A 22,324-nucleotide genomic window follows, 5' to 3' on the forward strand; every position below is an offset into this window, starting at 1 on the left:
CACTTCAATAACAAATAGAAAAAGGAGGCTTACATAGATGTCAGCAAACTACGTCAATGGATATATAATGTCTTTCAACACCTATTTACTTCAGCCAATTCAGTATGACTCTAAAATTTTTACACGGGTAATTGATAAGCATAATGAACTTACCGTCACACGGAAACCAATGCATATATTACGAAAATCTTGTGTCTCACTAGGAACAACCTATGAAGCAGCAAGACATTCCGCCAAACGCTTTTTCGGCAATCAACATAAGCTTCCAATCGTTGTTGCTTATGATTATGGTTATCCTTGTATTTTTCTACCAACATATTCGCCAAACTCTATCCACAATATTTGGATCGGACTTCACGCCATTTCGAATATTGTACCGAGTGAAATGGGCTGTATTGTTACATTGAAAAATAATAAACAGATTGAAATGCCGATTCAATATGCTTCGATTAGCAAGCAATTTGTCAATGCTTCGATGCTCTATAAACATTACATGAATGAACGGAAGGAGATTAGCCAAGACACTCCATATCACCCACCTTTTTGATTTGAACCATAAAAAATCCCCTCAAAAGCACAATATCATTGTGCATCTGAGGGGCTTTCATTACCCGATTTTTGAACGTAAATATGCATTAATGAATGGATCTACATCACCATCCATCACCGCACTTACATTACCTGTTTCTTCACTTGTACGATGATCCTTCACCATTGAATATGGATGGAATACATATGAACGAATTTGTGAGCCCCAGCCGATTTCCTTCTGTTCACCACGGATTTCATCTAGCTGTGCCTGTTGCTTTTCGATCTCTAATTGATAGAGTTTACCTTTTAACATCGTCATTGCTTTTTCACGGTTTTTAATTTGTGAACGTTCTGCCTGACATTGTACGACAGTACCAGTTGGAATGTGCGTAATACGAACAGCTGAATCTGTCGTATTAATATGCTGACCACCTGCACCTGTTGCACGATAAGTATCAATTTTTAAATCCTCTGTACGGATATCAATTTCAATATTATCATCGAATTCAGGCATAACATCACAAGAAACGAAAGATGTATGACGACGACCAGAAGAGTCAAACGGTGAAATACGTACTAAACGATGGACACCTTTTTCTGCTTGTAAATAACCGTAAGCATTATGACCCTTAATGGACAATGTTACAGATTTAATCCCAGCTTCATCGCCTGGAAGATAATCAACTGTTTCAACTTTAAAGCCACGTTTTTCCGCCCAGCGTGTGTACATACGAAGCAGCATTGAGCCCCAGTCCTGAGATTCCGTACCACCTGCTCCTGGGTGAAGCTCTAGTATCGCATTATTTTGATCGTATGGACCGCTTAATAGTAATTGCAGCTCAAAATCGCCCATTTTTTGCTGGAATTCTACTAATTCATTGCCTAGCTCCTCCTGCAATTCCTCATCAGGCTCTTCGCGCAATAGCTCTAGCGTCATATCTAGGTTCTCATATGTTTCTAATAAATCTTTATACTCATTAACAGTTGCCTTTAAGCCATTACTCTCATTAATGATCACCTGTGCGCCTTGCTGATCATCCCAGAAGCCTGGCTCAAGCATCATTTCATCTAATTCCTGAATGCGTGCCTCTTTGTTTTCTAAGTCAAAGAGACCCCCTAAAGTCCGCCAATTTTTTGGCTGAAGTGTCTAACGCATTACGTACATCTGCTAATTCAATCATTATTAAATCCTCCGAACGTTATTAATGGGGCAAACTTGTAAATACTGATACTTCATTTTTTAAAGCCCCGATCTCTTTATTATAACGTTTTTACGGCGGAAAACATACTTTTTTAAAACATAGGATTCGTTTCAGTCTTTTTCAGCTTCATCCTCAAAGATAACATCGTTGGCCATTCGTTTGAATACTTTACCTTGATCATATTGAACTAATAAATTCTTTGTTCGTTTCTCCAGTTTATATTTTAGTAAAAAAGCTCTTTGAATTCTGTTTTCAAATGCTCTAGCACTTAGATCCACATTAGTTTCATAGCCGTTCACAAAAATTACTTTTGTATTCTTTTTATCGACAGCTAGATAGTCCTGAATATGATGAACAGCAAACCATATACATTCACGTCGTAAATAAGACTTACTCGGAAACCATACAATATTACTTTGCTCATGAACAACTATTGGATTTTTATTCAGCTTTCCAAGTATCATTCTCGATCCATCGAAAGCTCCTCTTAAGCTTGAACCAAAATAACGTAGATTATAATCCATTAATTTTGTCGGTGCTAGTTTTGATATATATTCGTAATCTCTTTCTATTACAAGTGTACACAAATTACCATGGGCATCATACTTCGGTATATACAGCATCGTCTTACTACTCATAATGTCATCACTACGCATGTCAATCCTCCTTAAAATATTATTTATTTTATCTAGTAAAGAGGAGTATACTAATAAATATATTGGTATACTCCAATGAATTTCCTCGAGAAGGTCTAACCAGGACTCCTTTTCTCGAGGATTTTTTATATCCACCCATGAATCACCCCCTTTATTCAAAGAGTTGGTTCTGTTTCCGAAACTTTCAAACTATTTATATATCCATAATAAATTAGAAAAAAGTTATAGACATTACCCTTTTCATTGAACTATTTACCTATTGTTGTAGTATTATGTATCTTTTTCTGAATTTTCTAATATTTTTTGTTCACAAAACTCTGATTTTGGCGATTGTTCACAGATTCACTATGTTCGTACTAGCAGTAGGCGTATCGTAAAGATGTCCTAAAACATAAAAAAGACCATTTTAACATATAGTAAAATGGTCTTTTTCGAATATTATTGACCTGCACCATGGCAGTTTTTAAATTTCTTACCGCTTCCGCATGGACATAAATCATTACGTCCGACATTTTCAGCCTTACGGACAGGTTGCTTTTTCGGAGCTGAACCGCCGCCATCCTCTTTCGGATTAACAGCTTGGCCTTTTGCAACTTCCTCACGCTCTAAATTATTATGGATTTCTGCCTTCATCGCATATTTTGCTACATCTTCGCGAATGGAAGCGACCATATCCTCAAACATAGCAAAGCCTTCTTGTTGATACTCACGAAGCGGGTCATTTTGACCATATGCACGAAGGTGGATACCTTGACGTAGCTGATCCATCGCATCAATATGATCAATCCACTTCGTATCAATTGAACGTAGTAAGATAACCTTTTCAAATTCACGCATACGCTCTGGTGTAAGCTGTTCTTCTTTTTCATCATAACGTACTTGGACAGCGTTAGAAATTAGCTGGTTAATCTCTTCTGCAGATTTACCTTGGAAATCTTCCACCGTTAGATCGCCTTCATCTAATAGATTTGCTGCGACAAAGTCATCAATTGCTTTTAAGTTCCAATCCCTTTGCTCACCTTGCGTATACAATGCGACAACATTATCGATCGTTTCTTGAATCATAGACTCAACAAGTACACGCATATTTTCTGTTTCTAATACGTCATAACGCTCTTTATAAATAATCTCACGTTGCTGACGTAAGACATCATCATATTGTAATAGTCGTTTACGAGCATCAAAGTTATTACCTTCAACACGTTTTTGAGCTGATTCTACGGCTCTTGAAACAACTTTAGATTGTAATGGCTGTGAATCATCCATCCCTAATTTCATCATCATGTTCTTCATATTATCAGAGCCAAAACGACGCATTAATTCGTCTTCTAGTGACAGATAGAATTGTGTAATCCCTGGGTTCCCTTGACGACCAGAACGACCACGCAGCTGATTATCGATACGACGAGATTCATGACGCTCCGTACCAATTACCGCTAAACCACCAAGCTCCATTACACCTTCTCCAGGTTTAATGTCCGTACCACGACCTGCCATGTTCGTAGCGATTGTTACTGCACCCTGCGTACCAGCATTTGCAATAATTTCCGCTTCACGCTCATGGTTTTTCGCGTTTAATACGTTATGTGGGATTTTATATTTATTCAATAAATTCGAGATAATTTCTGATGTTTCAATTGCAACAGTACCGACAAGAACAGGTTGTCCTGCTTTATGGCGCTCTGCAATATCAGCCGCCACCGCTTTATATTTCCCTTCCATCGAAGCAAAAATCAAGTCCGGACGGTCATCACGAGCAATCGGCTTATTCGTAGGAATCGCCACAACATTCATATTATAAATATTACGGAATTCCTCTTCCTCTGTTTTCGCTGTACCTGTCATACCTGAAAGCTTTTGATACATACGGAAGTAGTTTTGGAACGTAATTGTCGCCATCGTCATCGATTCATTTTGAATCTCTACGCCCTCTTTAGCCTCAATCGCCTGATGCAGTCCATCTGAGTAACGACGACCTTTCATTAAACGACCTGTAAAGCCGTCAACGATAATAATTTCGCCCTCTTGTACAACATAATCAACATCATTATGCATACTTACATGCGCTTTCAGCGATTGGTTAATCGCATGGTTTAAACGCACATGTGTCAAATCAAATAGGTTATCAATGCCAAATGCCTTCTCTGCTTTTTCAACACCAGCATCTGTTAACGTAACACCTTTTGTTGACTCTTCATATGTGTAATCCGTTTCCGCACTTAACATACGAACAAACGCATTAGACTGTTTATAAAGCTGCGCTGATTTCCCAGCCTGACCTGAAATTATTAATGGCGTACGCGCTTCATCAACTAAAATCGAGTCAACCTCATCGATTACCGCATAATGTAGCGGACGTTGAACACGTTCTTCTTTATAAAGCACCATATTATCACGTAAATAGTCAAAGCCAAGCTCATTGTTTGTACTATACGTAATATCAGCTTCATAGGCTGCACGTTTTTCTTCTTTTGACAGGCTGTTCAAGTTTAAACCAACCGTTAGGCCTAAGAAATTATACAAATGTCCCATTTCTTCAGCATCACGACTTGCCAAATATTCGTTGACTGTCACAACATGAACGCCTTTACCAGTAATAGCATTTAAGTAAACAGCCATCGTAGCCGTTAACGTTTTACCTTCACCGGTTTTCATTTCCGCAATATTACCTTCATCTAATGCAGCAGCACCCATAATTTGCACACGGAATGGGTACATCTCTAACACACGCTTTGATCCTTCTCGACAAACGGCAAAAGCTTCCGCACGAATAGACTCTAAATTCTCTCCGTCCGCATAACGTTTTTTAAACTCTTCTGTTTTCGCTTGTAATTGATCATCTGAAAGCTGTTCCATTTGAGAAGCGAATCCCTCAACCTGGTCAGCGATTTTTTCTAATTTTTTTAGTTCACGTTTATTGAAATCAAATAATTTATTTAATAGGTTTACCATGAATTTTTTCACTTCCTATATAGTCTCAGCTTCCATTTTACCATTGTGTATGGACATGGTGCAAATTGTCATACCTAAAAAGAATGACCTTCTCAAAATTAAGAAGGTCATTTCTAACAAATATTAACTTTTCAATAAAACAATCATATGAGCCATCGTTGAGTACCCACACTCTTGAAGCAATTTACGAACATTTTGTAAATAACTCGAATTATGCTCAATTGTTTTAGCGTAGGATTGAATCAATTTAATGACCAACTCAGTAGATAATCCTTTATGTTGACCTGCCATGCCTATTAAATGTAACTTGATCATAGAAATATTTAATATTAACATTACATAACTTTCAAACATATCCGGCTGATCATAAGGAAATAAATTTTTAAAGACCTGATTCACAGCATAATTTTCAAGTATGTATTCATGTTTTTTCATAAATGGTGAATAGTAATTATCGTAATGTTTTTTATATAATTCTTTTGATTCATCAATATTCGATTCATCATTCAAATTCAAGGCTTTTAACATATCATTCAAACAGTCTAAGTATCGTTGGCTTGAAACTCCACCCGTTAATCGATGTTTTATAAGCTCTTTTGCCATATTCATTTGAAAGGCTAGATTTTGTGGCAAATTCTTTACTAATTCTATTTGATCATTATCATCTAAAATATTCTTATAACGATGCATCAATGGTTGTAATTGAGTTGACCACTCTTCTCTTGGTATTTCACATAACTTATGAATAAACATCCCCAAAACAATCAACCGGTTTTCCAATAATTGTTTTCGATTTTGCAAAATGTCTATTGTAAACAATCGTAAATCCCAAAAATATTGTTCCTCCTTAGCTTGTACTTTCCCCGCCATCAATCCATTTGTATTCATGTGCTCTTCATCAATTATAAATCCAATACCTTCTTCATTGAGCAAGGTTAATCGTGCAGCCTCTGGACAAGAAAGTGTCAAACTTTTCTCTATACGTGATTCAACATCATTATAGATTCTAGGATATACTGCGCATGTGTTACATAAATACTCTTCACCTAGCTCCGCATGGATTTTACACCAACCATCTTCTGTTAGCATTGTACATACGTTTTTTTCATTCATTTTAATTTTTCCATAAGCAGAATCAGATGAATTTGAACGTATGCGAGTTACATTTTTTTTTAATTCTTCCTTTATTACAGACTTTCTAATATTACGATATTTTTGAAAGGTTGCTTTATCTACATTCACTTTCCAGCCTGCACAACAAGTATCTTCACAAGCATCACCTAAGCATGAAAAATTGGTAAAATACTCAGGAAATAATACTTCTCGTTTCATTTATAACACTTCCTATTATCCATTTTAGTTTCATCAGAAAAGAACCCTCGCCAATACGAGAGTTCTTTTTTCTATTAAAAATCTCAAGTTGTTTCAATTAAGCCGTATTTACCGTCTTTGCGTTTGTAGACAATATTTGTGCCGTTTGATTCTGCATCCGTAAAGATATAGAAATCATGCCCTAGCATATTCATTTGTAAAACAGCTTCTTCTTGATCCATCGGTTTTAGATCAAATTGCTTTGTACGAACAATTGAATATTCATCTTCCTCTGTTACTGCATCAGCTGCTGCTTGAGAAGTAGCAAAATAAAGGCCTGTACCTTCGCGCTCACGGAATTTACGGTTTACTTTTGTTTTATGCTTACGGATTTGACGTTCTAATTTATCAACGATTAAGTCAATTGCAGCATACATATCATTATGACGCTCTTCTGCACGAAGAGTTAAATTCTTCATTGGAATTGTAACTTCCACTTTAGTCTGCTTGTCATTATAAACCTTTAAATTTACGTTAGCGTTGGCGTTAACATCTTCGTTAAAATAACGTTCAACTTTCTCGACTTTGTTCTCAACATACTCTCGAATAGCTGGAGTTACCTCAATATTTTCACCGCGAATGTTAAAGTTTAACATGTAAACTCCTCCTTTATAACTGCTATACTTTATATTTCTACACAAGTGTGCGAAATTCCTCTAAAATAATTCTTTTTTTAAAAAAATTTTTTCTACAATAATGTGTAGCATCTGCGAAAGCAAAGAAGTTAGGTGTGGAATGAACAAAATCCCCCACTGATGAATGTTTTACTTTATGAATTAATACTATTTAGTTTTGCCTCATCAGTTTCTCTTCTTCGGCGCAGTTTCAACTCTTCGACAATCAAATCCTCAACCGATTCTTGATCATTGAAATTCACACCATATTGCTTGCCCTTGCCAAAAGGACGGCTCCAAATTATTTCACCATAAGCTCGTACCTCTCTAGTATCAAGAATAAAACGTAAATCCAAAGGAGAAGGATTAACACCTAAATCCACTTCAGTAAACATCTTCAAACCTCGTGGACTAATATCAAGCAAGTCAGCCATTGCCGTTTGCGCTTGATTGACTCTACCATCCTCATATACTGCAAAAGTCATTTTAACAGGCTCATCGAACTTAAATCGAAAGCCTTCTTGGCGTTTAAATTTCATATACCCACCCCAATACTATTCTAAACATCTAATTAGCTTGATTATGACACGATGCATGTTTTACATCTAGAGGGAATAAGTAACATATTTTACCCTATAAAGGACTAATTTATGACTACTTAAATGGTTCCCTTTATGTATGATATGAATTTCGTGTTTCGTTTTTCCCACAAAGAAAAGAGACCATCATTTGATGGCCTCATTAGATTGTCTAAATTTGTCCAGTGTTACCCTGACCGAATTGCTGTTGTCGATTGATGCGAATAACTTCCTTCCATGTATCGCGGAAATCCGTCACTAATCCCTCAACTTCTTCAATAATAGTGATATCACTTTGAATATTTGCCTCGACTAAGCGACGATTCATATATTCATAGAGAGCAAACATATTTTTTGATATTTCAATGTCCATATTTAATGTCGCCATAAGCTCACTAATAATTGATTGTGCTTTTTGAAGATTTGTATTTTTCTCTTGGAAGTTCTTTTCTTGAATTGCTAGTTTAGCCTTATGCAAAAACTTCAAACATCCATTATAGAGCATTAAAGTTAGCTCGCCAGGAGAAGCAGTGGTAACACTATTTTGTTTATACGCATTTTGTGCTGTTAAATTTGCTGCCAATAAAGGACAACTCCTTTGAAAGGTTACTTATTTACTATTTTAAACCATCTTACGAAGAAAAGCTAATCGGTAAATGTTAATTCTTTTTGTCATAATACATCCCGTCCATAACTCGAACATTTGAGTAAGGATTGAAGTACTGCTGTTCACTTTTTTTCGTTTTTTGTAGGTTTGCCATATCCTGCTTGACGGCGCTCATAACAGTAGCCAATCGTTCTTTAATCCCATTATCTAATTCAAGTAACGTTCGATGAATGCGGTTCTGCTCGTCGAATTTAAAGCCTTCTTGAACCAAATCTTCAATAATTTTTCCACGCTTATCCAACATACTATTGATGTTGTCAATGTATTCATCACGCTCTTCACCATTTGAATTATCACCCAAAAGCTTAAATAAATTAGCCGATACTTGTAATAATTGATCAATTAGTTGCATAACATTCTCCTACCTTGCTAATCAAAAACCTCACCCTGCTCCTTGTGTGAACATACCTGATTGCTGATTTGCCTTGTTTATGGCTTGTTCCATAGCTGTGAATTGCTTCCAATATCTAGATTCAATAGTTTCTAGTTTTTTCTTCCATGTGTCTATTCGACTTTCTGTATCAATTAAACTTTTACCGATAGTATACTGATTTTCTGTCATCGTAGAACGTCCAGCTTTTTTCTCAATATCAACCTGGAACGATTTCATTGAAGCACGTAATTTATCTACATAACCACGTGTATCAACTGTCTTACCATTTACTGTGTCTTCAGCTTTACCTTCACTATTTTTAAACAACATTTCTACTGCATCTGGGTTTTCTTCCAAAGCTTTACGTAATTTAGTTTCATTGATTTCCAATGTTCCGCCTTCATTATAGTTTTTAGATGTCGTAATACCTATACTAAAGAGCGAATTATATTTTTTGTCATCAATTGCTGGATTTGATTGATAGATTAAAGAACGCATATCTGATACGCCTTTTCGAATAAGAGTATCGTTTCTAAGTAAGCCACTTTTCGCTTTCTCTTCCCAAAGCTTAATTTCGCTCTCAGACATTTTTTCTTTTTGTTCATTTGTTAATGGTGTATAATCACGATACTTAGTTTCTTTTAATTGGTCATTTAAGTCTTTAATAAATCCATTATAAGTTGTGACAAAGTCCTTTATTTTATTCATCATTTCATCTACATTTGTTGTAGCTGTCATTGTAACAGCATTTGTAGTATTACCAGGAACAGTTACTGATTGTTTATATGTACCTAAATCAGATTCATCAACACCAGCAATACTACCATTTTGTATTTTATAATCTTGATAGGCAGCACTAAGTGTTGCTTCGGCGGCCGTTTTACGATCTAGAGCAGCAGTTTCATTTGCTTCAGCAGTATTTTTCAACTGTAATTTCCCGTTTTTTTCTACCTCAGCTGTTGCTACACTTTTAAAATTATCGAATTTGGTAGTCGAAAGCTGACGTAAAGCTTGTTTTTGCTCTCCGTTTAATGTGCTTAATTTACTTGCCAATGCTTTATCAGCTTCATCGGTAGATTTTCTCAAAGCATCAATTGAAGCGTTAAATTGTTCTTCAGATTGCCCAAGCATATTTTTGATTTTGCCTACTTCGTTAGAACTTAAGCTATTTATAAAGTTAGCACCTAATAATTCGTAAGTTTTTAACTCTGCAGCGCTCTTCATTTTTTCTAATGACGTATCATCTAAATCTTTCAATGTTGTAAACTGTTCTAAAGAAATTCCTGTTAGTTTTGTTTTTAAATCATCGGAAATTTCAGTTGGTGTAGCATTTTTCAGCCACGTTTTAAAGGCTGCATCAGAAGAAGTATCTGCATTTAAAGAGCGTAATTCGCTAATATTGGCATCTGTTAAGTTCATTAACAAATTACGATTTTTGATTTTATTATATGTTGTTTGCTGCTCTTCCGTTAATGTAGCGTTAGAAAAAACGGAATTAAATTTACTTTCATAATTTGTTTTAGCTGCATCGTAATCACCTATTGCAGCACTTTTTTTGTTAGCTAAATCAGTAAAATCTGTATTATTAGCAGCATTATTCCATTCATTCCATGCAGCATTATATTTATTTGCGATTGTAGAACCCTGATTAAATGTATCTTTTAAAGTTACATTGTATCCTGATACTGAGAAAGTGTTAGTTGTACGTTCAGTTGCAATCCCATTCACAGTGAAAATTGCATTTTTTCCTTCCGTTTTTTGAACTTTGCTTGGATCAGCAAAGCCTAAATTGTTAAAAATGTTTTGTCCATTAACAATTTGAATTTCGTCTTCACCCTTGATATCTCCAGTATTTTTTGTCGCAAATGAGAAACGACCATTTTCAAAAATAGCACTAATCCCTGCATTACTACTATTTACTTTAGTAATGAATTGGTCCACTGTCATATCCGCTGTAATTTCAATTTTTGTTGCCTCACTTGCTAGTTGTCCATTGCTTTGTATTGCTTTAAATTCTATTGTTCCTGTTGCACCTAAATCTGCCATTTTAGTAGAACCAACTGCATTTTTTTGGTCTCCAACCAAACGAGCAGCCGAAGCTAGCTGTGAAACACCTTCAATCGAAAGTGAGCCCGCTGCTTTTCCTGTTGCAGTTACTGAAACTAAATTAGAATTTGAACTAGTAGCAGTTTTAGAATTTAAATCTTTTAGTACTAAATTATCTGCAATATACGTATCAAATGTTTTAATTTTTGTATTTACACTACGATATGAGTCACGTTGCCATTCATACTTTTGTTTTTGTTGATATAGTTTATTTAAAGGTGCTCTTTCCGCAGACATTATTTTTTTTACTAACTCATCGATATCCATTCCGGATACTAAACCACCGACTCTATTTACCATTGTATTTTCCTCCTAAAGTTTCTTATATTTTTTCGTCTACAATCATGCCTAGTAACTTTTGCATCTCATAAAATGCATCTAAAAGTTTTTTTGGGGGAATTTCTTTTACAACTTCATCAGTCTGAACATCTACAACTTGTACAAAGTAACGATCTAAACCGTCATGGAGAACAAACTTAGAAGTATTATGATTTATGTGTAAAAAATCATTGATTGTGTCAACTGCCTGTTGCAATTTCTCTTTGGGAATTTGTTCTACACCAGTTCCTATTGAATTTTCTATAGATTGATCTTTTTCTACCGAATTTTCGGCAATTTTAGTTTCAGAGAGCTTAGAAATACTAGATGACTTAGTGACTGACTCATTTAATTGAGTTTCAATACGCATTATTATACCTCCTAAACTTTTCATATTCTTATAACTATTATCGGAAGTAAATAAGAATGTTTCACCTTTTACAGTAAACTACTTTTAATGATAGTTTTCTCATTATCACAATTATATGTGCCTCTGTACTCTAGCTTAAATCCAGCATTCCCTTCGACACACCTTATAAGACGGTTAGATTCGATGACACCTTCACAGTCTTTTTCATATATATCCATTAAACATTGCTTATGTTAAATTATTGTTGCCTACTTAGCATTCGAAGTTTAATGAGAGGATATGAGTGAATAGTATCTTTTAGTTTTTAAAATAATGTAATGTAATTATCGCTTATTACTAAAATGTGTATTTAACAGCGCATTCCGTTGCAGGAGGGGCTTTTCGAAGGCGTGGTGTAAGCCCATAGCTGTAAATTTAAGCAAAGTGTACTCCTTTTAAAAAATTGATATAGATAAATGCCATTTTCTTTGAAGGGAGTATTTTTATGACGACACGAAAAATGTATAGATACTCAGAAAGTTATTGAATCATTCGTCCTGAAAGAGTGGATGAAATCGTAAAGGAAGCTGGTTTTATCAAAAGGAAGCATCTTGTAACAGCTAGTGATTTTATTTACTTTTTTAATGTTCATGGTAATTTAGCAGATAGTATGATTCAAGATCTATGTACAAAATTACTATCAGAACAAGATTAAGGGCAATCGTGTTTTTTTAGTAATACTAAATTTAATTTGATTCCTGATTGTTCACCTTGATAGACAGCCTAAGGTAAACATGTTTTACCTACTTCTTTCAACTTCATAACCAAGTTGATTCTTGGGTAATTCTTACACGAATTACACTGAAAACAATAATATAATTGAACGCACGTTAAGACGATTTTTTTGATATACTTGAATGTTTGTTGATTAATATTGATGTCTCAACTTGAACAACAAGTGTTCTCGCAATTCCACCTGTACATTGAAAGCTTTTAAAGTATGTTGGCTACAATGTTCCTTTTTATTCGAAATTCAATAGTAAATTTAAAAGGCATGAATTCGGTAAAATACCGAATTCATGCCTTCACAGTAGTTCTCAAATGTTTATTATTGTAATAATTGAAGAACGCCTTGTGGTTGTTGGTTAGCTTGAGCTAGCATAGATTGTGCAGCTTGCATTAAGATATTGTTCTTAGTGAAGCCCATCATCTCTTTAGCCATATCTGTATCACGGATACGAGACTCAGAAGCAGTTAGGTTTTCTGCTGAAGCACCTAAGTTGTTAATTGTATGTTCTAGACGGTTTTGTGCAGCACCTAATAGAGAACGTCCTGCTGATACTTTTGCAAGTTCTTTATCGATTAAATCAATAGAATTAGTTGCATCAGCAAAAGTATCTACTTTAAGAGTAGCTGCTTTAGTTCCATCTGCAACAGTAGTTAAATCGATACCAGCTGTTTTAAAGTCGAATTCCATTTTTTGGTCTTTGTTTGCTCCAACTTGGAAAGTAACTTTGTCAGCAGTACCATTCAATACTTTTTTCGTGTTGAACTCTGTAGTATCTTTAATACGTACGATTTCTTGGTTTAACTGATCAATTTCATCAGAAATCGCTTTACGATCTTCAGTTACGTTTGTGTCGTTTGCTGCTTGTACTGTAAGTTCACGCATACGTTGTAAAATAGAGTGTACTTCGTTTAATGCACCCTCAGTAGTTTGAATTAATGAGATACCGTCTTGAGAGTTTTTAGAAGCCATTTCTAAACCGCGGATTTGACCACGCATTTTTTCAGAGATAGAAAGACCAGCAGCGTCGTCGCCAGCACGGTTGATTTTGTAACCTGAAGATAACTTCTCAAGGTTTTTAGAAGCTGAAGCGTTGTTAAAAGCTAAGTTACGGTGTGTGTTTAAAGCTGAAATGTTGTGTTGAATTCTCATTTGGAATTCCTCCTTGAATGTTTGTTTTTGTTATTCCACATCCGTGTGGAATTTCGGATTAGGTAGTATGTACTTCCTGCACCTTACAATCTATATATCGTAATTAGTTGGCAAAGTTTAATAGTTTTTTTAAAGTTTTTTTAAAGTTTTTTTATTTTTTTTATGTAATAGATTCCTAGTATAAAATAATAGCTAAGGCATATATTATTTATTTTTTCTTTAATTGCTCTAAGAAGCTTGCTGTTGTAGAAAGAGCTTCTTTATTTTGAGCTTGAATGGCTTCAAAAACTTCATAACGGTGTACTTTAACTGTTTTTGGTGCAACAATGCCTATTTTTACTTGCTCACCTTCGACAGCGAGTATTTTAATTTCAATTTGATCGCCAATCATAATAGATTCATCTTTTTTACGCGAAAGTACTAGCATTATTTCGCACTTCCTTCCAATGATTGCATTGGGAAGCGTAATGGGTAGGATTTATTATCTTGAAGAACGATTTGTTTACCGAGTTTTTTATCCATATTTATAATTAACGGTGCAAGTAGATTAATAGTAGATTCTTGAAATGTTTCTTTCATTGTAACAATAGCGTACGTAAGAACATCCTCTTCTTTTTCAATATGTAGTTGCTCACGATCATCTTCACTTATGTCAAAGCTATAATCTTTTTTAAAGGCAAAAGGATATGCGACCACAAAGCCAATTTCTGCATTATCAACAGATTGTAGTATTGCTAAAGGAAGATCTGCATCGACAGGTAGTAATACGAAGTTTTTTTCGTTCTCTAATCCAAGTAAACCATGTTCGAACGTTAAGATATCCTGTTCCACAATTTCGATTTCTCCTAAAAATTTAGTAACAATTTTCATTTTATACGCTCCTTTAAATGATGACATCGATGTTAACATCTGGTCTCTGTACCATTGTACCAGTTACTTTTCCTGGTGTGTATTCATGAATTGGTTTGTTTACCTTTGCGTCAATAATTGGCTCTCTACGTTCGATATTGACATCTGTCGTACCTGGTGTATAGTCGATTTTCACTGATCCTACAGATGGGACAAATTTAACGTTGAATTGCACACGGTGTGGACCATGGTTTTGTTTAGCAATATTTTGGATTATTGCACGGCCTTGTCCTTTCCCAGAGTTCTCCATTATTTGATGCCCTTCTCTCGCTCTTCTCGCCATTCCCTTCAGAACCTCTTGTTTACCTTTTTCTGCATAGTTTGCGCTAGATTCAAGAGGACCGATCAAACCTAAATCGCGTCTTGCCTGTGAAGAATCAATTTTCAAAACACCTCTTGTCGTATTGATATCTATGAGAGCGGCTGGTTGTTCAATATGTTGTGAAGCTTTTGGCTGTTCAATATGCTGTTGTGGTTTAGCAATATGAAGATCTATCTTCGCATCTGTTGTTTGAATTTGGATTTGCGGGAGTCTCATCTATACATCTCCTTTCAAGAAAAGCGTCTGAACAGAATGTCCAAACGCTTTTGATTATTAGCGGATAAAATCCACAAGGGTTTGTTGAATAATTTTAGCACCAACTGAAAGTGCAGCTTGGTGAATTGATTCATGCGTAACCATCTCTGTAATAGCTTTTGAATAATCAACAGACTCATTATCTCTCAGTTGCTTTGTAACGTTAACCTCACGAATACTTAAACGATTTTCCATCATCTCTACACGATTTTGACGGGCACCGACATCAGCCTGTGCTTCTAGAACTTTGTTATGCATAGCTGTAATATCATCATTTGTACTTGATGATGAAACACCACCAAGCATAGCTCCAATCTCAGGCCCGGTTACGTTTGGATTACCAAGCAAATTAGAAATTTTACCCATCATATCATCTATATTTTTAAATATATCTTTTCCTGGGGTATTTACTTGAATTTGAATATCATCATATATTTCTATATTTACAGCTTTATCTGCAGCGTTAAGGTTAGGATTGATTTCCTTCCCTCCGCCTGTTGCGGGTGTAAATAAAGGTTGATTTGTATTCGTTCCACTAAATATATAGCTACCTGCTACGTTTGTATTACCAACATCCTGAATTTGTTGGCGAATTTGGTCTATTTCCATTTTAATTTTTTCTCGTTCTTCAGATGTATTTGTATCATTTGCTGCTTGAATAACAAGCTCACGTACTCGCTTCATTTGTTCGCCAACCTGGTTAAGGGATTCATCTGTAGAATCTAACCAACTATTTGCTGTAATCATATTGCGAGTGTATTGTTCTACTTTTGCTAAATCGCGGCGATAGCCCATACCTTTTACTGCGATTACTGGATCGTCTGATGGTCGAGAAATTTTTGAGCCAGAGGCAAGTTGATCTTGAAGCTTGGACATTTTGCCATAGCTATTATTTAAATTTCGTAGCATGTTACTTGATAACATTGATTGTGTTACGCGCATTTTATAAAAACTCCCTTCTTATAGTCGGAGAGTGACTTCTCCAGTAATTCCTTCTAAAAGTAATCAATTATTGTTATAGTCCAACTCGGCCCATACCATTAATAATTTTGTCTAATGTTTCATCCACAACTGTAATCATACGGGCATTTGCATTATACGCTTGTTGGAAAGTTATCATATTTGTCATCTCTTCATCTAAAGAAACGGAGCTCATAGCATCACGGCTTTTTGACACCATCAAACGCTGAGATTCAAAAGTTGCAGCTAGACGAAGGGCTTCTTCACCGTCTACACCAACTTTTCCTATGATTCCTTGATAAAACGATTGCAAAGTTGCATTTCCAATAGATGCATACAATTTATGTTGCATATTCGCAAGCTCGTAAGCATGTTTACCGTCCCCTTCTTCCGTTTGCCCAGAAGATGCGGCTATCAGATTTGGATTATCTTTAATAGCCTCATTAAGTTTAATACCACCTGCACCAGAACCTACAAAGAACACTCCTCCATTAGTAGAAGGCTTTGTAATGTTTCCATTTGAATCTTTTTCTTCTAATGTAAAGCCTTTTGCATGCAGGTCATTAAATTCTTGAATAAAGGCATCGGCTAGCTGGTCTAATTTTTTTAATGTCTCAGGATAGTAGCCCTTTGTATCACCATTTGCACTTTGATAGCCATAGGAATTAACTAGAGATAGGAATTTTCCTTTTGATGCTTCAAAGTCCTGTTGTTTAATCGCAGTTTGTGAGGTAGTTACAGTCCCCGCTTCATGAGCTTCTAAAGATGCAACCCCTGTTAACTGCAACTCAGAGAATACATTTGAAATGTCATCTCCTGTCACCTTACTACCTTTACTCCCCATTGCAGTGAATTGAGCAAAATCTTTTCCATTTACTAAGTCTCTGACAACTCCAGTAGCGTCCTTATATGTAATTTTCAAACTACCTTCAGCAACTTCAGATGCAAGACCACCTGAAGGAACACGCTCGATAGAAACCGGGATATATTCATTTAGCTTATCAACTAAAACATCCCGCGCATCATACAAGTCATTTGGCACGTGTCCACTTGGTTCAACTTCTTGAATTTGTTTATTAATAGCCGCAATTTGCTTTATAATCGTGTTAATTTGCTTAGTAGATACATCAATCTCGTTCCCAAGATTACCTTGAATCATCTTTAATTGTTTATCCTGATAGTTTAAGGATTCTGCTAAATGCTCTGCACGGCCAATAGCAACCTTACGTGATGCCGCATCTGCAGGCTTGCTCCCAACATCTTGAAGCCCTTTCCAGAACTGTTCGAATGCTTTATCTAAACCAAACTCAGAAGGCTCATTCATAACATCTTCCATTTGAGAGATGGCCTTTGTTCTGGATTCCCAATAGCCAAATTTATTTGTTTCTTGACGATATTGGCGATCAATAAATTCATCACGAATACGTTGAATTGATCCAGTTTCAACCCCAGTTCCAAGATGCCCTGGATAGACAGGCTGATTTAAGCCTGCTGTTGGAAAACCAGGAGTTGCTTGCATATTTACTCGTTGGCGAGTAAAACCTAATGTATTTGCATTGGAAATATTATGTCCTGTTGTGTATAAAGCTGTTTGTTGTGTAAATAAACCACGTTTACTAGCTTCTAAGCCCATAAATGTTGAGCGCATTCTTTTTCCTCCTTTAGTAACCGTTTTTCAGCAATTGATTTCTTAAAAACTATGCTTGAGAATCGAAATATGATTTTTTTGCCATTGTATTTGTGCCACGAACCTCACTGCCAGAGTAGTTCATTTGCTCAGTACGAGGTCGTAAAGTATCCATTGTGAGATTGACAAATTGTAGCGACTGGAACACTAGTTTTTGATTTTGATCATTTTGTTTTTTTAAGTCGTTGATTATTTGCAATAATCGATTGCGAACTGCTGAGAGCGTGTCTTTGTCAGTCTGTTGCTCAGCAGCCTCGATGACATCAGCAACAGTTGTTTTGTCAGTTGAAGCAAATCCTTTTGCTTCAAGGTAGTCCGTTACCTGTTTCTGACGCTGTTGCTCGAGCTTATCGATGGCCGCTACATGCGCCTGCTCATCCTTGAGCATTTGGTCCAGTGCTTCGATATTCCCAACTGTAATGATTTCAGTTTTTTTTATGGCTAGTTCAAGTAAGCTTTTATGCATTCTTTCTAGCTTTGTTAATGTAGAACAGATCGCTTCTATAGACATTTTGCTAAGCACCCTTTCTGATATTCCTTAGAAACGATAATATTTCAGCATATCTTCTGCAACTTTGCGAGCGTCCACTTTGTATTCACCAGAAGCGATATCTTCTTTTAATTTTTTTACGCGTTCTGCACGCTCTGTGCTGTATGTTGAAACCCCTTGCATCTCCTGTGCAGCCTTTGAAATTTCAATTTTATCTGCGAAGGATGCTTTATTAGTATCTGATTTTACATTGCGCACCTGATTTTTATAGGCGTTCACTGCATTAATCCCATAAGATGTAATTTTCATTTTATACCCCCCTATCTAAAAAGCTTATCTTCCTATTATTTCGGATTGTCTCACATAATGTTAAGTTTTCAAATATAAAAAAGTGTGCTAATTTTGTTTAAAATTAACACACTTTGAGCCTTTAGCGTTTTCGTTCTGCGTGATATGTTACACGATCACGTTCTGCCACACTGTCTCGGAACTCCTTCGCCGCTTCAAATGTACGTAGCTCCGACTTCAATTCATCCTGACATTTTGTACATAGCTTGCCTTTTGTCGTTAGATGACCACAGTTATCACATGGATAGCCAAGATTAGGGAACATTGCAGTTTGTAAGCGCCCCTTGCGTACCCATTTATACAATAGCTCTTCTTCAGCTCCTGTTGCCTCAACAATACGCTCTACTGTCGCCGCACGGTTTTCACGTTTACGTAAAAAGCGATAAACGATTTGATATAAATCCTCTTCAGATTGAGCACATTTATGACATACTTCTCTGACCCCTATATAATTAAAAAACTCATTACATTTCGGACAATTACGAACCTCTGCCATCTACTATTCCTCCTCTTAAATCAATTTCGCCTTGGCGTAATTGTAGCTGTCGCTTTGCTTTCGCTACAGATAAACAATGCGTCCGGATTTTGAATTGTGTCCACACAATTCAAAATCCGTGACATACGCCGGAGGCATTATCTTCATTTGTATAAAGATAATAACAGCTAAATAAATCTTATAAACTCGTAAACTATTATACACAATGCATTAACATTTTCATCCATTAATTAATGTGAAGCTTTTGACACTTCTAGCACCCGCATTCATTAAAATCACGGTGGCATGCTGCAATGTAGTCCCTGTCGTTTTTATATCGTCAAAAAGAAGATATTCTTTATGCTCTACATGCGCTTCAGTCATCAGACGGAAAAGGGGAGCTGCTTGGGTTCGTTGCTCTCTATTTTTGGAGCTTTGTGTTTCTGACGTTGTCTTTTCTAAAAGTTGTACAAAAGGAATAGTAGCGGCCTTTAATAGCTCCTCCATATGCGAAAAGGTACGTTCCCTTTGCTTAAGGGGATGCATAGGAATCGGAATTATGGTTGCATTTTCATGTTTCAATCGTGCATGTAGCTCCTGCCGAAATACTTTAGCAAGTGCGACATCCTGAAGAAATTTATATTGATGCAAATAATCCTTCATCGCATCGTTATATTGGTAAAGTGCTGTTGCTGTTGAGGAATGTTCAAATCGAGCTGAACACCTATCACAGATGGTAGGTTGAAATTGTTTAGTTAAAAGTATTTTCCATGATATTGCTGATTGCAAAGGCTGTGAGCATAATAAGCAAAGTGTTTCAATTTTATTCATTGTGAAAATCCTTTCTTATTATAATAAAGAATTTTAGTACGCGCATCATCCATTTCAGTCGTAATACCATGATGAAAAAATACGACGTCTCCATCTGCAAAATCAGCATTTCGTCCAACTCGCCCAGCGATTTGAATAAGTGCACTTGAAGTGAAAATTGTTGATTCTGCCCCAATAACCGCGACCTGAACATTCTTTATCGTAATTCCTCTTTCTAAAATGGTCGTTGTCAGTAAACCTGGAACTTCTTCATGGCGTAGTTTAAGCACTTTTTCTTTACGCTCAGGATCTTCAGCATGCACCGCCATGATGCTTCCATCTAATAACTGAAAAAGTGGCGTAGCTATTTTCATTAATTCTACTTTCGGAAAAAATAATAGAAAAGGCTCTTTGCGTACAAGGCGCTCCTCTGTCCATTGTTTAAGCTTGCGTGGAATTTTTCCTCGCTTTAAGCTTTTTTCATAGCTCCATAGGGGATTAAATCGAGGGACTGGTAATGGACGATTATGATAGCGCTTTGGGATAAATGAATAGCTTTCATTTTGGTACTGAGTCAGTAATTTATGCGAAGGTGTTGCTGTAACCAACATTATTGGTGCGTTTGCAGTTTTGGCCTTTTGCACAGAGCTTTGTAAGGTTTCATCAAATGTATAGGGAAATGCATCAGCTTCATCAACAATCATGACATCAAACGCTCGTTCAAAACGATAAAGCTGATGAGTTGTGGCCAACACAAGCTGTGCATAGCCATCCTGCTTTGGTGATCCACCATATAGTGCATGGATCATCGTTTGCGGAAAAACTGTTTGAAAACGTGGATATAACTCTAGCACGACATCTGTACGCGGCGTAGCGATACATACCCGTAAGCCCTGCTCTAACGCATAATGCACAGTTGGAAAAAGCAGCTCTGTTTTTCCTGCCCCACATACAGCATGGGTAAGATGAGAACGTTTTGCTTTAACACTTTCTAGCATTTCATTTGCCGCCTGCTGTTGAAGCACTGTAAATTGCCCTGCCCATTTGAGTGAATGCTTTCTTGTTCTAATTGCACGAGGGCCTGTCCAAATCATCAATTGCGTACAGCTACTCACTCTCCCGATATTCAGACAATGTCTGCAATATACGCATTGCTTCTGGCATTTTGAACAATCAAATGTTGTGAATTGCTGAGGATTCTCATTATGGCAACGATTGCATTTTAGATGTGGTTCTTTTTGAATTCCTTCTATTACATGAATATATTTGCGATTAATTGATTTCTCGATATCTTCCTTTGAAAATGGGGCGTGCTCCTTTAACCAAATACGTCCTTCATGAAAATCTCGTAATGCAGGTGGCAACATCCAGCCTTTGTATTTCATTGTTTCGCTCCTTTCGTATGGGTGATTTTTATCAGTGATGTTCAAGATTTACCGGCGATTCTCCGCTTCACCCGGCAATAAAATAAAAAACAGCCTCTACAAATTTACTGTAGAGACTGTCTCACTTAAGATTATTTTTTTGTCCAGCCTAGTCCCATTGCGCCCTCACCTAAGTGTGTGCCAATGACAGGACCGAAATAGCTTAATTTAAAATTAACGTTCGGGTAGGTTGCTGCTAGTTGTGCTAACCATTCTTCTGCTTCAGCCTCGCAATTGGCGTGAATCACGACAGCTTCCAGTGCTTCATACTTTTGAACATCCTCAGCTAGTAGCTCCTCCGCACGCTTTAATGCTTTTTTACGCGTACGAATTTTTTCAAAAGGTACAATAACCTTGTCAACAAAATGAAGTACCGGCTTTACTTGTAATAAGCCGCCAATTAATGCCGCTGCTGAAGACAGACGTCCCCCACGTTGTAAGTGCGCTAAGTCATCTACAATGAAGTAAGCACGAATTGATTGCTTCATGTCCGCCAATTTAGGAAGAATTTCTTTTGCAGAAAAGCCCTGAGCCGCCATTTCAGCCGCTCGTAAAGCATAAAAACCCTGTACCGCACAGGATATTTCACTATCAAAAGTGTACACATCAATGCCTTCAACCATATCGCCTGCTTGAATTGCACCTTGATATGTTCCACTGATTCCACTTGATAAATGAATAGATATTACTTCATCATACTCTTTTGCCAGTTCTTCAAAAAGAGAGGCAAATTCTCCAATTGGGGGCTGCGTTGTTTTTGGGAATTCTTTTGCCCCGCGTACTTTATCATAAAATTCAGATGCTGTGATATCTACTTCTTCTGCAAATAGTTGCCCTGAGATATTTACACTTAACGGAATCATATGAATGTTTAAGCGTCCTCGTTCCTCAGCCGAAATATATGCAGTACTATCTGTTACGATTGCTGTCCTCATCCATGTCCACTCTCCTATTCTACTTAGTTTACAATCAATTGCGCCTCTGCGCA

23 protein-coding genes are annotated in these 22,324 nt (G+C 36.5%); 1 reads left to right on the top strand and 22 read right to left on the bottom strand.

The features are described from left to right. Window positions 1-37: 37 nt before the first annotated feature. A complete protein-coding gene (locus JNUCC51_RS08120) occupies window positions 38-547 on the top strand; it encodes a competence protein ComK (RefSeq protein WP_337991561.1) in 510 nt (169 codons plus the stop codon). Between the two features lie 60 nt (window positions 548-607). On the opposite strand, the gene prfB is transcribed toward JNUCC51_RS08120, so the two are convergent. From prfB to JNUCC51_RS08230, 22 genes are all read right to left on the bottom strand, one after another. Beyond that, a protein-coding gene (gene prfB / locus JNUCC51_RS08125; RefSeq protein WP_443136978.1) for a peptide chain release factor 2 occupies window positions 608-1,712 on the bottom strand; the annotation gives its coding sequence in 2 pieces (ribosomal slippage) (window positions 608-1,636 and window positions 1,638-1,712; 1,104 coding nt in all). 131 nt (window positions 1,713-1,843) lie between these two features. Continuing rightward, entirely contained in the window at window positions 1,844-2,389 is a 546-nt protein-coding gene (locus JNUCC51_RS08130; protein ID WP_337991562.1) for a competence protein ComK, read from the bottom strand. 438 nt (window positions 2,390-2,827) lie between these two features. Continuing rightward, a complete protein-coding gene (gene secA / locus JNUCC51_RS08135) occupies window positions 2,828-5,341 on the bottom strand; it encodes a preprotein translocase subunit SecA (protein WP_337991563.1) in 2,514 nt (837 codons plus the stop codon). A 123-nt stretch (window positions 5,342-5,464) separates the two neighbouring features. After that, window positions 5,465-6,673: a flagellin lysine-N-methylase gene (gene fliB, locus JNUCC51_RS08140; protein WP_337991564.1), complete on the bottom strand. Its 1,209-nt coding sequence runs from the start codon at window positions 6,671-6,673 to the stop codon at window positions 5,465-5,467. Between the two features lie 83 nt (window positions 6,674-6,756). After that, window positions 6,757-7,308 carry a ribosome hibernation-promoting factor, HPF/YfiA family gene (gene hpf / locus JNUCC51_RS08145; protein ID WP_049668100.1) on the bottom strand — a complete coding sequence of 184 codons (552 nt, stop codon included), beginning with the start codon at window positions 7,306-7,308 and terminating at the stop codon, window positions 6,757-6,759. 173 nt (window positions 7,309-7,481) lie between these two features. Then, window positions 7,482-7,865: a PilZ domain-containing protein gene (locus JNUCC51_RS08150; RefSeq protein WP_337991565.1), complete on the bottom strand. Its 384-nt coding sequence runs from the start codon at window positions 7,863-7,865 to the stop codon at window positions 7,482-7,484. Between the two features lie 211 nt (window positions 7,866-8,076). Then, complete coding sequence (gene fliS / locus JNUCC51_RS08155) at window positions 8,077-8,487, bottom strand: flagellar export chaperone FliS (protein WP_337991566.1); 411 nt, start codon at window positions 8,485-8,487, stop codon at window positions 8,077-8,079. Window positions 8,488-8,563: 76 nt separating this feature from the next. Beyond that, window positions 8,564-8,923, bottom strand: coding sequence for a flagellar protein FliT (gene fliT, locus JNUCC51_RS08160; RefSeq protein ID WP_337991567.1), 360 nt, complete (start codon window positions 8,921-8,923; stop codon window positions 8,564-8,566). Window positions 8,924-8,953: 30 nt separating this feature from the next. Then, window positions 8,954-11,350 carry a flagellar filament capping protein FliD gene (gene fliD, locus JNUCC51_RS08165; protein ID WP_337991568.1) on the bottom strand — a complete coding sequence of 799 codons (2,397 nt, stop codon included), beginning with the start codon at window positions 11,348-11,350 and terminating at the stop codon, window positions 8,954-8,956. Window positions 11,351-11,372: 22 nt separating this feature from the next. Continuing rightward, a complete protein-coding gene (locus JNUCC51_RS08170) occupies window positions 11,373-11,738 on the bottom strand; it encodes a flagellar protein FlaG (RefSeq protein ID WP_337991569.1) in 366 nt (121 codons plus the stop codon). Between the two features lie 1,087 nt (window positions 11,739-12,825). Next, complete coding sequence (hag, locus tag JNUCC51_RS08175) at window positions 12,826-13,656, bottom strand: flagellin Hag (RefSeq protein WP_337991570.1); 831 nt, start codon at window positions 13,654-13,656, stop codon at window positions 12,826-12,828. Between the two features lie 208 nt (window positions 13,657-13,864). Continuing rightward, entirely contained in the window at window positions 13,865-14,083 is a 219-nt protein-coding gene (csrA, locus tag JNUCC51_RS08180) for a carbon storage regulator CsrA (protein ID WP_337991571.1), read from the bottom strand. After that, window positions 14,083-14,526 (bottom strand): flagellar assembly protein FliW, encoded by a 444-nt coding sequence (gene fliW, locus JNUCC51_RS08185; protein ID WP_337991572.1) that lies wholly within the window; start codon window positions 14,524-14,526, stop codon window positions 14,083-14,085. The genes csrA and fliW overlap by 1 nt, the downstream gene beginning before the upstream one ends. Before the next feature lie 13 nt (window positions 14,527-14,539). Continuing rightward, a complete protein-coding gene (locus JNUCC51_RS08190; RefSeq protein ID WP_337991573.1) occupies window positions 14,540-15,103 on the bottom strand; it encodes a DUF6470 family protein in 564 nt (187 codons plus the stop codon). Window positions 15,104-15,160: 57 nt separating this feature from the next. Further along, entirely contained in the window at window positions 15,161-16,084 is a 924-nt protein-coding gene (gene flgL / locus JNUCC51_RS08195; protein ID WP_337991574.1) for a flagellar hook-associated protein FlgL, read from the bottom strand. A gap of 73 nt (window positions 16,085-16,157) precedes the next feature. After that, entirely contained in the window at window positions 16,158-17,750 is a 1,593-nt protein-coding gene (gene flgK / locus JNUCC51_RS08200) for a flagellar hook-associated protein FlgK (protein ID WP_337991575.1), read from the bottom strand. 49 nt (window positions 17,751-17,799) lie between these two features. Beyond that, entirely contained in the window at window positions 17,800-18,300 is a 501-nt protein-coding gene (locus tag JNUCC51_RS08205; protein ID WP_337991576.1) for a flagellar protein FlgN, read from the bottom strand. Between the two features lie 27 nt (window positions 18,301-18,327). Then, a complete protein-coding gene (gene flgM / locus JNUCC51_RS08210; RefSeq protein ID WP_337991577.1) occupies window positions 18,328-18,588 on the bottom strand; it encodes a flagellar biosynthesis anti-sigma factor FlgM in 261 nt (86 codons plus the stop codon). A gap of 121 nt (window positions 18,589-18,709) precedes the next feature. Next, window positions 18,710-19,123 (bottom strand): TIGR03826 family flagellar region protein, encoded by a 414-nt coding sequence (locus tag JNUCC51_RS08215; RefSeq protein WP_337991578.1) that lies wholly within the window; start codon window positions 19,121-19,123, stop codon window positions 18,710-18,712. Window positions 19,124-19,342: 219 nt separating this feature from the next. Next, window positions 19,343-19,933, bottom strand: coding sequence for a ComF family protein (locus JNUCC51_RS08220; protein ID WP_337991579.1), 591 nt, complete (start codon window positions 19,931-19,933; stop codon window positions 19,343-19,345). Further along, window positions 19,930-21,297 (bottom strand): ATP-dependent helicase ComFA, encoded by a 1,368-nt coding sequence (locus JNUCC51_RS08225; protein WP_337991580.1) that lies wholly within the window; start codon window positions 21,295-21,297, stop codon window positions 19,930-19,932. Before JNUCC51_RS08225 ends, JNUCC51_RS08220 begins: the two co-directional genes overlap by 4 nt. Window positions 21,298-21,428: 131 nt before the next feature. Then, entirely contained in the window at window positions 21,429-22,271 is an 843-nt protein-coding gene (locus tag JNUCC51_RS08230; RefSeq protein ID WP_337991581.1) for a DegV family protein, read from the bottom strand. Between the last annotated feature and the right edge of the window lie 53 nt (window positions 22,272-22,324).

It is taken from the genome of Lysinibacillus sp. JNUCC 51, assembly GCF_015999525.1.
Lineage (GTDB): Bacteria > Bacillota > Bacilli > Bacillales_A > Planococcaceae > Lysinibacillus > Lysinibacillus xylanilyticus.

Excerpts from the sequence above, each read along its gene's own strand:
- JNUCC51_RS08120 (WP_337991561.1), top strand. The coding sequence starts at position 38 with ATGTCAGCAAACTACGTCAATGGATATATAATGTCTTTCAACACCTAT.
- JNUCC51_RS08130 (WP_337991562.1), bottom strand. The coding sequence starts at position 2,389 with ATGCGTAGTGATGACATTATGAGTAGTAAGACGATGCTGTATATACCG.
- secA (WP_337991563.1), bottom strand. The coding sequence starts at position 5,341 with ATGGTAAACCTATTAAATAAATTATTTGATTTCAATAAACGTGAACTA.
- fliB (WP_337991564.1), bottom strand. The coding sequence starts at position 6,673 with ATGAAACGAGAAGTATTATTTCCTGAGTATTTTACCAATTTTTCATGC.
- hpf (WP_049668100.1), bottom strand. The coding sequence starts at position 7,308 with ATGTTAAACTTTAACATTCGCGGTGAAAATATTGAGGTAACTCCAGCT.
- JNUCC51_RS08150 (WP_337991565.1), bottom strand. The coding sequence starts at position 7,865 with ATGAAATTTAAACGCCAAGAAGGCTTTCGATTTAAGTTCGATGAGCCT.
- fliT (WP_337991567.1), bottom strand. The coding sequence starts at position 8,923 with ATGCAACTAATTGATCAATTATTACAAGTATCGGCTAATTTATTTAAG.
- fliD (WP_337991568.1), bottom strand. The coding sequence starts at position 11,350 with ATGGTAAATAGAGTCGGTGGTTTAGTATCCGGAATGGATATCGATGAG.
- JNUCC51_RS08170 (WP_337991569.1), bottom strand. The coding sequence starts at position 11,738 with ATGCGTATTGAAACTCAATTAAATGAGTCAGTCACTAAGTCATCTAGT.
- hag (WP_337991570.1), bottom strand. The coding sequence starts at position 13,656 with ATGAGAATTCAACACAACATTTCAGCTTTAAACACACACCGTAACTTA.
- csrA (WP_337991571.1), bottom strand. The coding sequence starts at position 14,083 with ATGCTAGTACTTTCGCGTAAAAAAGATGAATCTATTATGATTGGCGAT.
- fliW (WP_337991572.1), bottom strand. The coding sequence starts at position 14,526 with ATGAAAATTGTTACTAAATTTTTAGGAGAAATCGAAATTGTGGAACAG.
- JNUCC51_RS08190 (WP_337991573.1), bottom strand. The coding sequence starts at position 15,103 with ATGAGACTCCCGCAAATCCAAATTCAAACAACAGATGCGAAGATAGAT.
- flgL (WP_337991574.1), bottom strand. The coding sequence starts at position 16,084 with ATGCGCGTAACACAATCAATGTTATCAAGTAACATGCTACGAAATTTA.
- flgK (WP_337991575.1), bottom strand. The coding sequence starts at position 17,750 with ATGCGCTCAACATTTATGGGCTTAGAAGCTAGTAAACGTGGTTTATTT.
- JNUCC51_RS08205 (WP_337991576.1), bottom strand. The coding sequence starts at position 18,300 with ATGTCTATAGAAGCGATCTGTTCTACATTAACAAAGCTAGAAAGAATG.
- flgM (WP_337991577.1), bottom strand. The coding sequence starts at position 18,588 with ATGAAAATTACATCTTATGGGATTAATGCAGTGAACGCCTATAAAAAT.
- JNUCC51_RS08215 (WP_337991578.1), bottom strand. The coding sequence starts at position 19,123 with ATGGCAGAGGTTCGTAATTGTCCGAAATGTAATGAGTTTTTTAATTAT.
- JNUCC51_RS08220 (WP_337991579.1), bottom strand. The coding sequence starts at position 19,933 with ATGAATAAAATTGAAACACTTTGCTTATTATGCTCACAGCCTTTGCAA.
- JNUCC51_RS08225 (WP_337991580.1), bottom strand. The coding sequence starts at position 21,297 with ATGAAATACAAAGGCTGGATGTTGCCACCTGCATTACGAGATTTTCAT.
- JNUCC51_RS08230 (WP_337991581.1), bottom strand. The coding sequence starts at position 22,271 with ATGAGGACAGCAATCGTAACAGATAGTACTGCATATATTTCGGCTGAG.